The 16,622-nt window shown below is 60.3% G+C and carries 11 protein-coding genes and 1 tRNA gene; 8 read left to right on the top strand and 4 right to left on the bottom strand.

Annotated elements, in window-relative coordinates; genetic code table 11:
- The first annotated feature begins 150 nt into the window (after positions 1-150).
- Both DXB86_RS04180 and DXB86_RS04175 read left to right on the top strand, forming a co-directional pair.
- Positions 151-822, top strand: a complete 672-nt coding sequence (locus tag DXB86_RS04180) for a PTS system mannose/fructose/sorbose family transporter subunit IID (RefSeq protein WP_369831478.1) — start codon at positions 151-153, stop codon at positions 820-822.
- Positions 823-1,251: 429 nt separating this feature from the next.
- The gene (locus DXB86_RS04175; RefSeq protein ID WP_117736248.1) at positions 1,252-2,718 is read left to right on the top strand and encodes an ATP-binding protein; all 1,467 of its coding nucleotides are present in this window, start codon (positions 1,252-1,254) and stop codon (positions 2,716-2,718) included.
- 100 nt (positions 2,719-2,818) lie between these two features.
- Here the strand turns inward: DXB86_RS04175 and DXB86_RS04170 are convergent, their stop codons facing one another.
- Positions 2,819-3,310 (bottom strand): hypothetical protein, encoded by a 492-nt coding sequence (locus DXB86_RS04170; RefSeq protein ID WP_117736247.1) that lies wholly within the window; start codon positions 3,308-3,310, stop codon positions 2,819-2,821.
- Between the two features lie 11 nt (positions 3,311-3,321).
- Between DXB86_RS04170 and DXB86_RS04165 the strand changes: the two genes are divergently transcribed.
- Positions 3,322-3,891 (top strand): hypothetical protein, encoded by a 570-nt coding sequence (locus DXB86_RS04165; RefSeq protein ID WP_117736246.1) that lies wholly within the window; start codon positions 3,322-3,324, stop codon positions 3,889-3,891.
- A 319-nt stretch (positions 3,892-4,210) separates the two neighbouring features.
- Here DXB86_RS04165 and DXB86_RS04155 read toward each other — a convergent pair whose 3' ends face one another.
- Together DXB86_RS04155 and DXB86_RS04150 are read right to left on the bottom strand one after the other, a co-directional pair.
- A complete protein-coding gene (locus DXB86_RS04155; protein WP_117736245.1) occupies positions 4,211-4,897 on the bottom strand; it encodes a DUF5710 domain-containing protein in 687 nt (228 codons plus the stop codon).
- Between the two features lie 335 nt (positions 4,898-5,232).
- Positions 5,233-5,307: transfer RNA gene (locus tag DXB86_RS04150), tRNA-Val, on the bottom strand.
- A 289-nt stretch (positions 5,308-5,596) separates the two neighbouring features.
- Here DXB86_RS04150 and DXB86_RS04145 point away from each other — a divergent pair.
- The 3 genes from DXB86_RS04145 (at position 5,597) to glmM (ending at position 10,496) form a co-directional block, all read left to right on the top strand.
- Positions 5,597-6,619, top strand: coding sequence for a DMT family transporter (locus DXB86_RS04145; RefSeq protein WP_199410984.1), 1,023 nt, complete (start codon positions 5,597-5,599; stop codon positions 6,617-6,619).
- A 149-nt stretch (positions 6,620-6,768) separates the two neighbouring features.
- The gene (locus DXB86_RS04140) at positions 6,769-9,081 is read left to right on the top strand and encodes a DUF4012 domain-containing protein (protein ID WP_117736244.1); all 2,313 of its coding nucleotides are present in this window, start codon (positions 6,769-6,771) and stop codon (positions 9,079-9,081) included.
- 83 nt (positions 9,082-9,164) lie between these two features.
- Complete coding sequence (glmM, locus tag DXB86_RS04135; RefSeq protein WP_117736243.1) at positions 9,165-10,496, top strand: phosphoglucosamine mutase; 1,332 nt, start codon at positions 9,165-9,167, stop codon at positions 10,494-10,496.
- Between the two features lie 205 nt (positions 10,497-10,701).
- Here the strand turns inward: glmM and DXB86_RS04130 are convergent, their stop codons facing one another.
- Entirely contained in the window at positions 10,702-12,276 is a 1,575-nt protein-coding gene (locus DXB86_RS04130) for a carboxypeptidase M32 (protein WP_117736242.1), read from the bottom strand.
- A gap of 504 nt (positions 12,277-12,780) precedes the next feature.
- Here DXB86_RS04130 and pheS point away from each other — a divergent pair.
- Positions 12,781-13,857 carry a phenylalanine--tRNA ligase subunit alpha gene (pheS, locus tag DXB86_RS04125; RefSeq protein ID WP_117736241.1) on the top strand — a complete coding sequence of 359 codons (1,077 nt, stop codon included), beginning with the start codon at positions 12,781-12,783 and terminating at the stop codon, positions 13,855-13,857.
- A gap of 160 nt (positions 13,858-14,017) precedes the next feature.
- Entirely contained in the window at positions 14,018-16,471 is a 2,454-nt protein-coding gene (gene pheT, locus DXB86_RS04120) for a phenylalanine--tRNA ligase subunit beta (RefSeq protein ID WP_117736240.1), read from the top strand.
- Positions 16,472-16,622: the final 151 nt, after the last annotated feature.

Raw genomic sequence — 16,622 nt, 5'->3', positions numbered from 1 at the left:
ACCACCCGCTCACCACGCGTCGCTACTACCACCAGATGAACTACTAATCCTTTCAAATTGCTGCTGTTGTCTGCAGGCGAGACGTGCTGAACGTCTCGCCTGCAGGCTTATTACTGGGGTTAATCAAAATAGTTGCCCAGTACCTCCTAGTTGCACTGGTCGCATTATGGCGTCCATGGACGAGCAGTTATTTGGCATTACAATGCCTGGCCGTCCGTTGTTTACGAGCTGTTCGTTGGCTTGATTCTTGGTGACGTTCAACAGAGCGTTATCGTTGGTGCTGCCTTGGAGTCCATGTTCATGGGTGCCATCATGGTCGGCGCGGCGGTTCCTCCCGAGGTCTATACCTCCGGCGTGCTTGGCTGCGCGTTTGCCGTCATTACGGGTACAGGCACGGCAACTGCCGTCGCGCTCGCCCTTCCCGTCTCCGTCTTCCTTCTCTACTCCGTGATTAACTTTGCAACGCGTATCGTCGCAGCCCATCTGGGTTACGACTTGGGAACCAAGTTTTTGCAGCAGTCCGAAGAGAACAACCTTATGTCTCGCATGACGCATGCTGCCGGTGTCCTCGGAATGACCGTTATCGGCGCCATGATTGCGGCACAGGTCTCACTGTCCACTGCTTTGACCTTTGACGTGGGTGGTTCGGAGATTGTCCTGCAGGATCTGTTCGATTCGATCTTCCCCGGTCTGCTGCCCTTGCTGGCAACCTTTGCCTGCGTCGCCCTGTACAAAAAGGGCGTCAAGACCATTTGGATCATCTTGGGCATCTTTGCGATCTGCATCATCGGAACGGGCTTGGGAGTGTTCGCGGCGGCGTAATGTTGACTGCTATGCTCGCGCGTTGGATAACTAACTGACCGTTTGAAAACGGGGCTCGGCGTCAGGCCGGCCCCGTTTTTTGTTTGAGGGATTTTCCGACCGTCCAATAGTCCAGGCTCATGCATCACTCACGTATCTCTCATCTCTCATTCGTCACTAACACGAGAGATAGCTGAAAGACGAGAGATAATTACGAGAGATAGCGCAGCAGCAAAGAGACAAGCAACCATGATATAGTCTCAATATCGATTGTTCCACCAGCAAAAACATGATTTAATGAAGCAGGTAGAGATATCTTATCTCTCATCTTTCACTCATATCTAATACGAGAGATAACAGAAAGATAAGAGATAATTACGAGAGATAACTGAGAGACGAGGGAAATCCGTCTGCAGCATTCTCCGCAGGACCGAGCGAAGGGACGTGCAGATGAACGAAAACGAGCTGGCCGGTTTGCTCGAGTCTTTAAAGCGCATGGGTTCGGATGACTTTAGCGTCGAAGTAAAGGAGAGCGCCACGACGCTTTCTCGCGACGTATGGGAAACGGTTAGCGCATTCGCGAATACCGCTGGCGGAATTATCGTGCTCGGCGTGAGCGAGCGCGCGGGCTTTGTCCCGGTTGAGAACTTTGAGACCGAGAAGGTACTCAACCAATTCGTAGCGGGCATGGGTGATGCCGGCGGTCGCGGAAAACTGGCCAATCCGCCCAAATACACCATTGAACGCGTGGAGCTCCAGGGCACCGTGGTTCTGGTCATCACGATTGAGGAGCTCGACCCGTCGAGCAAGCCTTGTTATGTCATAGAGCGGGGCGCTCAAGGCGGCAGCTACAAACGCATCGACGACAAAGATGTTCCGCTCTCGTCGACCGAGGTCCTGTCCTTGTCATCGTATGAACGGACGAGCCCCAGTGATCGCGATGCAGTGCCCGGCGCGGTCGCAGGCGATCTTGACGAGGCCCTGGTCGACCGCACGATAGAGCGTGCTTTCTCACTGACACCCCGTGCGATGCGCGACGCGCCGGACAAGAAAACGAAGCTGGAGCGCCTGAATTTCCTCGACTCCCAGGGCAATGTCACTAAAGCCGGGCTCCTGGCTGCGGGTGCCTATCCTCAGCAGTTCTATCCCAAGCTCTTTATCGATGTGGCGGTCTATGCCGGAACGCAGAAGGGCGCGGCGGGGTCGTTGAGGTTCATGGACCGTACGATCTGCGAGGGAACGTTGGGCGAGATGATTTCGGATGCTGTCGCGGCTGTCGCCAAAAACCTGCGCCGCACCTCGACCGTCCAAGGCGTCTCGCGTGTCGACTCGCTGGAGATTCCCGAGGAGGTTCTGCGCGAGGCAATCACCAACGCCGTAATCCATCGAGAATACGGGGATCGGTTCTGTGGACAATCGATTGCCGTCGACGTCTTTGACGATCGTGTCGAGGTGACGAATCCTGGCGGCCTTTACGGGGGAAAGACTCGCGAGAACTTGTTTGACGGCAGCTCCCGATGCCGTAACGCGACGCTCGTGAAACTCATGTCGATTGTCCCGCTGCCGGATGGCGCAGGTTCGCCGGCTGAGGGCAATGGCTCGGGCATCCCGATGATGATTGATGCCATGCGCGCGCATGGTCTGGCCGAGCCCCTGTTCTGCCCGGGGTTCGATCGGTTCAAGGTCGTACTTTACCGTCCAAAGATCGAGCCAGTCGATCATGGCGGGGACTTGATTATGACGGCACTCAAGCGCTACGGCGAATTGGGGACGCGCGAACTGGCGGAGCGCACGGGACTCACGGTTTCCCAGGTTAGGTCGCGCGTCAACGCGCTCATTGCTCAAGGCGAGCTTGAGCCCACGGCGCCGTCGACAAGCCGCAACCGCAAATATCGACTGTCAGAGCGCGTGGAATAAATGCGTTAGTGGACGAGGCGACCCAATAATCGACCCTCGATTGGCGCCCACTAAGGTAAAGCGGTTGTTGCCCAGTCGACGGTGATGCTAAAGACTCGGCTTACGCCGGCATGGCCCCGAACCCGTCCATCAGGAACAGCCTGAGAACCAGCTTGATGACATTTCCCGGTTTGACTTCAGCCGTGCCAAAGACGTGGCGCTCGGCGAGCTCGCTGCAGTATGCGTAGATATCGCGGATAAGGTCCGCGCCCGAAAGCGTAAACATGTAGCCTGCGTCCGAAAGAGCATTGGGCGCGGCGGGCAACTTGGCCATGTGGCAGAACGTTTGCAGGTCGGGCGCCATGGCGTTCTGGTAGTCAAGGTGGCTGCCGTCTTCTTGCGCGGCGAATTCCAGCTGGCGTACTCGATCAAGCGCCGCTGCCAGCACAAAGCTCGGTGTGGGAGCATTGACGTCCTCCGTGCTCGCCACAAGCCTGCCCGCCGCCTGCGTGACAAGCCAAGCGACCTCGCGCTGGCAACGCACGGCCTTGCGCGTAACCGGCTTGATGGACGAAGAAGAAACGCTCCCCTTAGGCGGATTCGAAGCAGCCATAAGACCCTCCCATGAACGACCCGGTCCAACAAGCCCGGATGAAACACGTGCTACATCAGTATACAGGGGAGTGGGGTAGCGGGGTACAAGCGCGCCAGCGGCAAACCGAGAGCATCAACAATGTGCCTCCGCTCTATTTGGACGATGGTACGTGGGTCATTAAGTACTCGGTTCAAGCGCCGGGTACCGTTGGTTTTCGAGACCAGAATTACAACCGTAAAATGCTCAACTGCATGGAATGTGACGTCCCAGTCGGAGTCATATTTGCAACCGAGGTGGGCTATAAGGTGCTCGGCCTTGCGTTTGTTGAGCGGTTCGAGCCCGAAAACGGATGGTTTGTTCTGCACGGTCCTGTTCATAAAGGCGGACCGGACCCTCGTTTTGCGCCCGACATGAGTTATCTGAAGCACATACCCGTCGATATTGAGTTTGCCGGACAGGGTGCGACCGACGATGAAATTTGGCTTTGGCGGTCTTTTACGATCGTGCTGTTTGATCGGATCGCGTGGCGATGCAATCTCGCACACGCCTGCCGGTGCATGCTCTTCCTGATTTGTATAGCGAGAGGGGAGCGAACGTGAGCTGGCGAGGCGATATTGCGATGGGGAAGTACGGAAAACTGCCGTGCGCCCTTATAGACAACAAAATGTTTCCGAGCGTAGAAGTTGATTGCGGGTCGTTTGTCGTCGCCTGTCCTTGCTGCGGCTCGCAAATACCGTGCCTCGACATTCGGTTCATCGATGCGTGCGACAGACTTAGCGACGAAGTGAGAAAACGGACAGGCGTTCATATGCCGGTGTATCAGGAGAAATGCCCTGTTTGTGGCCTCGATATCGTGTACGACGCCGGCGACGAGGGATAGGTGATGCGGAGGAGCTGGCTGTGAAGGCATCTCTGTCCCTATAAATAAATCCCCTCACCGAGCTGCTTGTGGAACTTGGCGTGATGGTCGCGTGCCCAGGTAAAGAGCGCCTGGTCAAAGTCGGTGCGCGTGGCCGGGACGCCAAAGACGCCGGCAACTTCGACGCGTACAAACTCCAGTGCCGGCAGCTTGTTGATGGCAGTGGGGGCAAACGGGGACGAGGGCTCCTCGAACAGATAGCGGCTGCCTTGCAGCGCGTCGCAAATGGTGCACGTGTTGCCGAGCGACGGGGCTTTGGAGGCTCGCGCGCCTACGGGCTTGTAGCCGCAGCGCTTATGAAGGTAGTCGCGGATCTCGCCCGGCACGCAGCCAAGAGCGGGCACGATGGCGAGTGCGTTGGCGTTGGCCGTGTCGATGGCAATGTGCCCGGCTTCGTTGGGCGCGTACGCGATGGCGATGCTCTCGTCGTTATCGGTTCGATAGGGAATGCCGAAGGCCGCGACCGAGGTCTCTTTGTGACACTTCCAGCACTCGCGCTTGCCCAGTACTAGATATATATACGGCGCTGAGGGGTCGGATCGGTCAACACCGGGCAGCCACTCGGCAAAGGGCTCGGGGTTGACGCCGCTGGGTACATACCAGATCTTCTTGGTCCGGTCCCATTTGGCGCCCAGCGCTTTGGCTTCTTCTTTGTGCGAAAAGGGGACATCGAGCTCGGTGCGCATGGCGGCTCCTTGGTGCTGCAGGTGCAAGTGGCTCAAGGATACCGCAGGGCGCAGACATCGCGGCGTTTTGTTGAGAAGTTGCGGCGCGGACTGCTTGGTTACGCCGTTAGATAAATTGGCAAGTAGATGGTCGGCTTTTGACCAGTTGGGCGGTTGGAGCAGCTTGCGGCGCAGTTTTGTGCCTGGCTATTGTTGATGTTGGGGTATTGAATATATTTGGCTGCCATTCGTCAGGTGAATTGTTGTTACGTTGCGATGACGGTTGGAACTGCCAGCGGATTTAGCGACAAAAAACAAAACAGGCCAGAGGACATAGCCTCTGAGCTGCGAACATTTGGTGGGCGTTAGAAGATTTGAACTTCTGACCTCTTCCGTGTCAGGGAAGCGCTCTCCCCCTGAGCTAAACGCCCGATCAAGGGTGCGCAAGCGCGCAAGGGATAATATAACGGAGCCTGAACTCGGTGGCAAGAACATTTTTAAAAATCGCTTACATTGTGGAATTCGGGGGTCTTGTCATATCCATTTCAAAAGAGCCTGCTGCCGCGATTTGGCTGTCGCATAATGCAAGGCCATTGCGGTGTCGAGCTATGGAAAGACGCCTGCGGAATTGTCCTACCGATAAGCGGACAAGCCTTCGGCTGGTGCCTTCGCCGTGGTAAGGTAAGCCGAATTGCTTCCAGACTGTTTCGGGGGAGTGGAATGAGCAAAGAGTGTGTCGAGCAGGTCGAAGGCGCAGGGGCCTCGGTGCCGATGACCGATATATCGAACATTGATGTGCCCGAGGGCACCGACGAGCTCAGCCGCAACACCCGTCGCGCATGGCGCGACCGCCTGAACAGCGCTTCGACGCGCAAGATGATCACGGGCGTCTTGGCTACGCTGGTGGGCGGTTCGTTTTGGGGCTTCTCGGGCACCAGCGCGAGCTTTCTGTTCGATACCTACCACGTCGACACCTTGTGGCTTATGAGCGTGCGTCAGATTCTCGCCGGTCTACTCTTTATGGCCGTGGTTGTTACGCGCGACCGCGAGCGCCTGATTAAGCTCTGGACCACACCCGCCGATCGCAAACAGCTGCTGCTCTTTACCGCCTTTGGTCTGCTGTTCAACCAGTTTTGCTATCTTTCGGCCGTGCGCCTGACGAACGCCGGAACCGCGACGGTGCTCCAGTGCCTGCAACTGGTCATCATTATGGGCTACACCTGCGTGATCGACCATCGCATGCCTCGCGTGCGTGAGGCCGTTGGCATTGGGTTGGCCCTGGGCGGCACCTTTTTAATCGCTACCGGCGGCGACCCTACCAGTCTGAGCATATCGCCGCTTGGCCTGGTCGCAGGCCTTATGTGTGCGGTCAGCGCCACGTGTATGGCGGTGATTCCCGCCAAGATCCTGCCCGAATACGGCAGCCCCATCGTCACGGGCTCGGCAATGCTCACGGCGGGTGTGGTCTCGTGCGTCTTCGTGCAGCCTTGGGCGCATATGCCGGCACTCGACGCTGCCGGCGTCGAGGCGCTCGCGGTATTCGTGGTTATCGGCTCGTTTTTTGCTTACATGCTCTATATGCAGGGCGTTAAGGACATCGGCTCGGTGCGTGCGAGCCTCATCGGAACTGTGGAGCCGGTTTCGGCGACCATCACCAGCGCCGTTATGCTGGGCACGGTGTTTTTGCCGACCGACCTTATCGGCTTTGCCATGATCATCGTGATGATGTTCCTCACGGTGTAGCTGGCGCCGCCGCCAAGACAGAAAAGGTGTTGTGCCGCATTTTCGCCAATTGACGTCCGTGTCTGGAGTTTAGCTGTCGATGCTCAAAATGCCATAAACTAGTAACGTTATGGATTTTTTCATTGCGACTCAATTGCGAGGATTTCTTTATGGCTGGTAATCACTTTAAGGACAGCGATAGCGGCCGTCCTGCAGTTCCGCCGCGTCCGAACGGGGCTGGTAAGGCCGGCACGCCGGGCGGCGCTGGACAGGGCGGTTCCGGTAAGCGCGTGTCCCCGGGCGAGACGGCGATGTTTACCGCTCTGTACGAGCAGTCTCAAAAGGCAAAAAAGACCGGCCGTGCAAGAGGGAATGTCTTTGCGGGCGGTGCAACCTCTACGTCGCAGCCGAGCGGGGCTCCTTCGGCACCTGCGAACAACGCAGGCGCTGCCAACGCCGCGAATACCGCCGGCGACGTTAATGCCGGCAAGGCCGCCAACAATACTCCCTCTGCCGGTGGCGCGGGGCTTACGGGTAACCTTGGCACGATTTACACCGGCGCCTCCGAGACTGGCACGTTCGCCCGCCTGGATGATGGCGGTGCCCAGTTTGCGGGCTCGGGTTCCAAGGAAGATTATTACGATTTTGGCTTGAACTACGGTAGCGACGCTTCGTCGAGTTCGACCTCTGACGGTCTGGTCCGTCATCGCCATCGCAAGGGCGAACGCAAAAAGCGTCACACCGGCGCCATTATTGCCGCTGTAGTCGCGGTGCTTCTCGTTGCGCTTGGCGCAAGCGGCTTTATGCTGCTTAACTCGGCAAAGACCGTAAAGAGTGAAGCGAAGGAGGCCGTCGAGATTGTCGGTGGCCTTAAGGACAAGGTCACGTCGGGCGATTTTTCGACGCTGCCTGACGACGCGAAGAAGATTGATGAGCTTTGCGACAGCATGAAGGCGGAGACCTCGAGCCCGCTGTGGACGGCGGCTTCGTTTATCCCGGTGTATGGCAGCGACATCAATGCGGCCCGCACCATGATCGACGCCCTGTCCGATGTCTCGAGCAATGCGCTGGTTCCCATGGCCGATAACCTTTCGCAGGCCACGCCCGGCAAGCTGTTTCAGGACGGCATGATTAACGTGTCCGCGCTGCAGGCGGTCGCCGATTCGCTTTCCAGCAGCTCGAAGGTGTTCAAGAGCGCCAACGAGAAGATCCAGGGCATTGGCGATACTCATATTTCCCAGGTGACCGAGCTGGTCGATAAGGCCAAGGACGGCTTTGCCACCCTCAACGGCGCGGTTGACGCGGCGGAGAAGGTCGCCCCCGTCCTTCCGCAGATGCTCGGCGCCAACGGCCAGACGCGCAACTACCTTGTGTACGCCATGAACAACGTCGAGATTCGTGCCTGCGGCGGCTTTGGCGGTTCGCAGGGCCTGATTTCGGTCACCGACGGCCAGATGTCGATTGGCGAGTTTGTTCCCCGCATTGGACTCAGCGAGGATGAGGCAGTCGAGAGCGTCGACGAAGAGGATGAGGCGCTGTTCGGCAACCACAGTAACCTGTACAACTCGGGCAATACCTATTCGCCTGATTGGCCCCGCAACTCGCAGCGTGTCGCAGCCCTGTGGAAATCTCAATATGGCCAGGACGTTGACGGCGTCGTGGGTATCGACCCGGTGTTCCTGCAGTATCTGCTGGGCCTGGTCGGTAACGTGTCGCTGCCCGACGGAACGGTTGTCGACGGCACCAACGCCGCAAAGGTCCTCATGCACGATGTGTACTGGAACTATCCGGTCGAGGAGTCGGACGGCATCTTTGCATCCGTCGCCAGCGCTGCCTTCGACAAGATCCTTGGCGGTATCGGCGATGTCGATGTTACGAAGCTTGTCAGCGCCGTTGAGCGCGGTGCCGAAGAGGGCCGCCTGATCGCGTGGATGAAAAACGATGACGAGCAGAACGCTATCAAGGAGATGAACATCGACGCCTCGCTGCCCGATCCGGATGACCCGAGTGAAGATCCCGTTGCTGGTGTCTACTTTAACAACCTGAGCTTCTCCAAGCTCGACTGGTACCTGAATGCCGATACGCAGATTGGCCAGGGCATCAAGAACGGTGACGGCACATGCTCGTATCGCATCACCGTTACCCTGACGAACATCATGACGCAGGAGGAGGCCGGCAAGCTGCCCGACTACGTCGCGGCGAGCGCGCCCGATGCCGCGCGCGACGACGAGCGTCTGAATGTCTCGTTGTTTGCCCCGACGGGCGGCAACATTACTGATCTGACCGTCGAGGGCACCCAGTTTGGTCTTGGCGCCGCTACGTGGCATGGAATCCCCTTCTATTCGGGCACCGTTGACCTGCATGCTGGCGAGACGACGACGATCACATATACGCTGACCACGTCAGCCGAGGCGGGGGACAAGCCGCTTACGCTGCGTCAGACTCCTACATGCCAGGCGGCTCGCGACAGCGCGTCGGCGTAGGGTTTTTCTGGTAGCGCAGATAATCGAGTACCATTTTGGGGCGGACAGGCAATCTGTTCGCCCCTATTTTGTAAGGAGAGCGCATGAAGTACTTTGGCACCGACGGCTTTCGCGGTGAGGCTAACGTTGGGCTGACGGTAGAGCACGCTTATAAGATTGGCCGTTTTGTGGGCTGGTATTACGGCGCCAACCGCGAGCGCAAGGCGCGCGTCATCGTGGGTAAGGACACGCGTCGCTCGAGTTATATGTTTGAGGCGGCGCTGGTGAGCGGCTTGGTCGCGAGCGGCGCGGACGCCTATATGCTGCACGTGATCCCCACGCCGGGCGTAGCGCATCAGACCGTGGAAGGCTGCTTCGATTGCGGCATCATGATCAGCGCGAGCCACAACCCGTTTTGCGATAACGGCATTAAGCTCGTCAATAGCGACGGTTTTAAGATGGACGAGGACGTACTGGAGCTCATCGAGGACTACGTCGATAGCAAGAGCGAGGTGCCGCTGGCCACGGGCAACCACATCGGCGCCACGGTGGACTACATGCAGGGCCGCAACCGCTACATTGCCTCGCTCATCGCCAGCGCGAACTTTTCGCTTCAGGGCGTCAAGATCGGCATCGACTGCGCCAACGGCTCGGCGTCCTCGGTGGCCAAGCCGGTGTTCGACGCGCTGGGCGCCGACGTGCGCGTGATCAATGCCGCGCCTGATGGTTTTAACATCAACGTCGACTGCGGCTCCACGCATATGGAGCGTCTGCAGCGCCATGTGGTGGAGCAGGGCCTGGACGTGGGCTTTGCCTACGACGGCGATGCCGACCGCTGCCTGGCCGTGGACGAGCGCGGCCGCGTGGTCGATGGCGACCAGATCCTGTACGTGTGCGGCGTGTACCTGAACAAGCACGGTCGCCTTTCGGGCGGTACCGTGGTTCCGACGATTGCCAGCAACTTTGGCCTGATCAAGTCGTTGGAGCTTGCCGGCCTAAGTGTCGTGACCAGCGGTGTGGGCGACCGTCACGTGTATGCCAAGATGCGCGAGGGCGGTTACAGCCTGGGCGGCGAGCAGACGGGCCATACGATCTTTGGCGATATCGAGCGCACGGGCGACGGCATTATGACCTCGCTGCGCGTGATGGAAGTGATCCGCGCCGAGCGCGAGACGCTCTCGCAGCTCACGGCTCCGTGCAAGCTGCTGCCGCAGGCGCAGGTGGCCGTGCGCGTGGCGGACAAGGACGCCGCGCTCGAGAACATGGGCGTGCAGAACGCCATCGCCGAGGCCGAGGCTGCGCTGGCAGGCGAGGGCCGCGTGCTCGTACGCAAGAGCGGAACCGAGTCGGTGATCCGCGTGCTGGCCGAGGCGCCCGACCAAGCATCCGCCGATGCCGCCATGAAGCGCATCGCCAACGCACTCGAGGCTCTGTAGTTACGCGGTTTTACCAAACCGCGTAACTGCTCGACGCTGCAAACGCCCCTAAGCGGCAATCTGACGTTCAATTTCAAGGGCGCGACCAGAAGGTCAGCGCCCTTTCATTTCACGTCGCCTTGCTCGCTTAGGGTCGTTTTCGCTGACGTTGCCAAGACATTGGCGTCAACATGGTTGGCGTTGGCGATGGCGTGCTGGTCAATCCTTACAACTCGTACAGCGTGGTGAACTTGTCCTGCAGGTAGCTGCAGTAGTAGCGGGCGTCAAAGGCCATGCCGCAGGCGCCCTTGATGAGCTCCGGCGCGTCTTTGGCGCGACCCCACTGCCAAATGTGCTCGCCCAGCCACGCGCGAACGGGTGACAGATCGCCACTCGCGCAGGCACCGGTAAGGTCGACGCCGTCGCGGCACATGGCCGGCACAAACATGGCGTCGTAGGCGCTGCCCAGCGCATAGGTGGGGAAGTAGCCAAACGAGCCGCCGCTCCAGTGCGTGTCCTGCAGACAACCGCGCGTGTCGTCGGGAACGGGAAGGCCCAGGTACTCGTCCATAAAGCGGTTCCAAAGCGCGGGGATGTCCTTGGCCGTGGCCTCGCCGGCAAACAGCATGCGCTCAATCTGGTAGCGCACCATAATATGCAGCGGGTAGGTGAGCTCGTCGGCTTCGGTGCGGATCAGCGACGGCTGCGCAATGTTCACGGCGCAGTAGAGCGTGTCCTCGTCCACGTCGCCGTAGACCTCGGGCGCGTGACGGCGCAGTACCTGCAGCAGCGGTCCCATAAAGGCGCGGCTGCGGCCCACGGTGTTCTCAAAGAAGCGGCTCTGGCTCTCGTGGATGCCCATGGAAGTGCCGCCCTCCAGGCACGTGCGCGCATAAGCCGGATTGACGCCCAGCTCGTACATGGCATGTCCCGCCTCGTGGATGATGCTGTAGACGTTGGAGATGCAGTCGTCTTCGTAGATGTGCGTCGCGATGCGCGCATCACCCACGGCAAAGCCCTCGCTAAACGGGTGCTCAGTAAAGGCAAGCGTGGTGTCGTTCAGGTCCAGGCCGACGAGCTTCATAAGGTCGAAGCTCATGGCGCGCTGGGCAGCCTCGGGCACGCGGGCGTGCAAAAAGTCGGCAGCTGGCTGCTGGCCGCGCTCGCCGATGGCGTGCACGAGCGGAACGACCGTGGCCTTGACCTCATCGCAAAACGCGTCGAAGCTCTTGGCGGAAAGGCCACGCTCGTACTGGTCGAGCCAAACATCGTATGGGTCGCGCTTGGGGTCCATGAGCTCGGCCTGATGCTTAAGCTGGCCGACGATTCTATCCACATAGGGCTCAAAGCTCGCCCAGTCATTGGCCGTCTTGGCCTTGTGCCACACGGCGTCGGCCTCGCAGGTGAGCCTGGTCCAGGCCTCGGCCTCCTCGGTGGGAATGGCGCTTGCCTCGCGCTGGTCGCGGCCGAGCACACGGATCTCGTCGAGCAGCTGCGGGTCGTCGATCTTGCCTCCGGAGACGGTCTCGCGTGCCAGCGAGCGCACAAGTTCGACAGACTTTTCGCTGGTCAGCAGCTTGTGATGCTCGCCGGCAAGCGTGCCCATGGCGTCGGCACGCGCTGCTGCGCCGTTGGCGGGGGCAATGGTCGCGCCGTCAAACTCGGCAATCTTGAGCAGGTACTCACGAGTCCACAGCTTGCCTTCGAGCTTGCGGAATTTTTTGACGGCCTTATCGACCTTCATGCCTTTGGATGTCTTGCCCGCTGCAGGCTCGGCCTTCTTATCGAGTTTCTTTCCCATACCATATCCTTGATCTCGTGAGCCGAGCGCTTCGGGTGGGCGCGCGGCCAGTTTGCACAGCTACCTGCCTTGTACCCAGTGCGAACAAAACGGAACGCGGCGATGCACACGCAGAATGTGTTATCCTATAGCCCAATGCGTTGACGGAGAGGGTTTTGCCCGCCGCGTCGCCGGCAAGAGAGGGAAGGTCATGGGCTGCGAGCCTTCCTGCGGTGACAAGGGCCAAGCGTTCACTCCCGAGCAGCGACCTCAACGGGCACGCGGCCAGCGGCGGCGAAGCCCCAGTAGGGAAGCCGTGAGCCTCGCGATAAGGGGTGCAGAGTGGGCACGGCGGGCCAGACATCCGCTGGGTCAAACAAGGTGGTACCGCGGAATTCAACCGTCCTTGGGCAATGCACATGCCCGAGGGCGGTTTTTTTGTTACCGAACCGGGCCGCACATCCGCAGCTCCGGGTGGCTCCAGCCGCCGCGGCAAGTGGATGCGCGAGAGACGAAAGGGAAGACATGAGTCTGATTGATGATCTGGTCAAACTCGAGGAAGAGGCCAAGGAGCTCGTCGCAGGCGCCGATGACGCCGCCAAGCTCGAGGCTGCGCGTGTTGAGCTGCTCGGTCGCAAGGGTCGTATCACCGGCTTGATGCGCATGATGGGCAAGCTCGCCCCCGAGGATCGTCCCGTGATGGGCAAGCGCGCCAACGAGATGCGCCAGCTGATCGAGGGCATGCTCGACGAGCGAAACACCGAGATGAAGGCCGCCGCCCTCAAGCGCGCACTCGAGCACGACGCCGTCGACATCACGCTGCCGGGCATCCGTCCGCAGATCGGCCACCAGCACCTGATCAAGCAAATCATCGAGGAGGCCGAGGACATCTTCTGCGGCATCGGCTACACCGTCGAGTCCGGCCCCATGGTCGACACCTCTTACTACAACTTCACCGCGCTCAACGCTCCCATGGATCACCCGAGCCGCTCGGCCCGCGATACCTTCTACGTGGTCGACAACAACCCCGGCAGCGTCGCGCACCCCGAGGCTCACGCCCACGGCGAGTCCGACGTGCTGCTGCGCACCCAGACTTCGGGCGTGCAGATCCACACCATGGAGTCGCAGAAGCCGCCCATCTACATGATCTGCCCGGGCACCGTCTACCGTCCCGACACGGCCGATGCCTGCCACCTGCCGCAGTTCAACCAGATCGAGGGCCTGGTCGTCGACGAGGGCATCACCTTTGGCGACCTGAAGGGCACGCTCGACTACTTTGTTAAGTGCATGTTTGGCGAGGATCGCAAGACGCGTTACCGCCCGCACTTCTTCCCCTTCACCGAGCCCAGCTGCGAGGTGGACGTGAGCTGCCACGTGTGCGGCGGCAAGGGCTGCAACTTCTGCAAGCACAGCGGCTGGATCGAGATCTTGGGCTGCGGCATGGTCGACCCCAACGTCCTGATCAACTGCGGCATCGATCCCGAGAAGTACACCGGCTTCGCCTTTGGCATTGGCGCCGAGCGCGTCACGGCCCTGCGCTACGACCTGCCGGACCTCAGAACGCTCATGACGGGCGATATGCGCTTCTTAAATCAGTTCTAGGCCCGGCGGCTTTCCCAAGCACCGCACCTTGCCTTTCAATCGTCGGTTGCGTACCTAAGTACGCGGCCCTCCTCTTTCAAGGCAATCTGCGGCACTTGGAAAACCCGTCTCCGTTGCAGTTTTTGGCTCAAAGCCGCATTTATGAAAGGAGACCAGTTAGATGCGCGTTTCTTACGACTGGCTCAAGACCATGATCGATATTCCGGAGGATCCCAAGACCCTTTCGGACGAATATATCCGTACCGGCACCGAGGTCGAGGCGATTGACACCGTGGGAGAATCCTTCGACCACGTGGTGACCGCCAAGGTGCTCACCAAGACCCCGCACCCCGATAGCGACCATATGTATGTGTGCTCGGTCGACGTGGGTGACAAGAACCTCGACGCCGACGGCAATCCCGCTCCGCTGCAGATCGTCTGCGGCGCGCAGAACTTCGAGGCCGGCGATCACATCGTCACGGCCATGATCGGCGCAGTTCTGCCCGGCGACGTCAAGATCAAGAAGAGCAAGCTTCGCGGCGTCGTGTCCATGGGCATGAACTGCTCCGCACGCGAGCTCGGCCTGGGCGGCGACCACTCTGGCATTATGATCCTGCCCGAGGATACGCCCTGCGGCATGCCGTTTGCCGAGTATGTGGGCTCGAGTGATACTGTGCTCGACTGCGAGATCACGCCCAACCGCCCCGACTGCCTGTCCATGATCGGTATGGCCCGCGAGACCGGCGCCATCTTCGATCGCGATTTCCACGTTGAGCTGCCCGCCATCAAGGCCGAGACCGGCCGCGCGACCGACGACGAGCTTTCCGTCGAGATTGCCGACGAGGGCCTGTGCGACCGCTATGTCGCTCGCATCGTGCGCAACGTGAAGGTCGGCCCGTCGCCCGACTGGATGGTCAAGCGCCTTAACGCCCTGGGCGTGCGTCCGCACAACAATATCGTCGACATCACCAACTACGTGATGATGCTCACCGGTCAGCCGCTGCACGCCTTTGACCTGGACACCTTTGCCGAGCGCGATGGCCACCGTCGCGTGGTGGTTCGCGCCGCCCAGCAGGATGAGAAATTCACGACGCTCGATGGCGAAGAGCGCGTGCTCGACGCCGGCATGGGCCTTATCACCGACGGCGAGCGCCCCGTGGCGTTGGCCGGCGTTATGGGCGGCATGGATTCCGAGATCGAGGACGACACCGTCGACGTGATGGTCGAGAGCGCTTGCTTCAACGCCGGTCGCACCTCGCACACCAGCCGCGATCTGTCGCTGATCTCCGACGCCTCCATTCGCTTTGAGCGCCAGGTTGACGAGACTGGCTGCGTGGATGTCGCCAACGTTACCTGCGCGCTCATCGAGGAGATCGCCGGCGGCGAGGTTGCTCCCGGCTATGTCGATGTTTTCCCCGCGCCCAAGACCATCGACAGCATTAAGCTGCGCCTGGCCCGCGTGCATGCCATCTGCGGTGCCGACATCGAGCCCGACTTTATCGAGCGTTCGCTTACCCGTCTGGGCTGCACCGTCGAGCGCGACGGCGAGGACTTTATGGTTACCCCGCCGAGCTTCCGTCCCGACCTGCCGCGCGAGATTGACCTGATCGAGGAGGTCCTGCGCCTATGGGGCATGGGCCGTGTGACGGCGACCATCCCGGCTGCCAAGAACCACATCGGCGGCCTGACCCGCGAGCAGAAGCTCACCCGCAAGGTCGGCGAGATCCTGCGCGCCTGCGGCCTCAACGAGACCACGACCTTTGGCTTTGCCGCCCCGGGCGACCTGGAGAAGATCGGCATGTCCACCGAAGGCCGCGGCTGCCCCGTGGTGCTCATGAACCCGCTGGTGGCCGAGCAGACCGAGATGCGTCGTTCGCTGCTGCCGGGCCTGCTGCAGTCCGTGGCCTACAACGAGGCCCACGGCACGCCCAACGTGCACCTGTACGAGGTCGGCAGCCTGTTCCACGGTCGCGAGAACGCCAGCCTGCCCAAGGAGACCAAGTCCGTGGCGGGTGTGCTCTCGGGCCAGTGGAGCGAGCAGTCCTGGAACATGAAGTACCGTAAGCTGCGCTTCTTCTTTGGCAAGGGCATTGTCGAGGAGCTGCTCGCCCAGCTGCGCATCGAGAAGGTTCGCTTCCGTCCTGTCGAGGGCGAGGGCTACGCTTTCTTGCAGCCGGGTCGTGCGGCCGAGGTTCTGTCCGGCGGAACCGTGCTGGGCTGGGTCGGCGAGATTCACCCCGAGGCGCGCGAGGCGATGGGCATCGATGAGGTCGTCGTTGCCTTTGAGCTCGACTTGGACAAGCTGATCAAGGGCGCCCGCAACCAGGAGAACTACCGTGAGTTCTCGCAGTACCCGGCCGTTGAGCACGACCTTGCCATTGTGGTTGACAACTCCGTGACCTGTGAGGATCTTGAGCGCCGCATTACGAGCGCCGGCGGTAAGTTGCTCGAGGGCGTGCGCCTGTTCGACGTCTACCGCGATCCCATCCGCATCGGAGCGGGCAAAAAGTCCATGGCCTTTGCGCTTACGTATCGCTCCGACGACCACACGCTTACCAGCGAAGAGGTCGAGAAAGCGCACCAGAAGATTGTCACCAAGGTATGCAAAGGCGTAAACGGCGAGGTCCGCGGCTAGGGCTTGCGATGGGGGGCGTAGGGCCTGATGGCGGTTGCTGCGGAGCTCTGCGCGACCGCGGTGTTCGGAATAAGGCATCGCTGACCCTGCATATATGACACGCGCATTACAAAACGGCGTGCTGCTTTTGTGGCGGCGCGCCGTTTTGCTA

It is taken from the genome of Collinsella sp. OM06-18AC, assembly GCF_003438785.1.
Taxonomy (GTDB): Bacteria; Actinomycetota; Coriobacteriia; order Coriobacteriales; family Coriobacteriaceae; genus Collinsella.
Note: the sequence above shows the minus strand (reverse complement) of the source record. Positions and strands in the feature narration are given on the sequence as shown.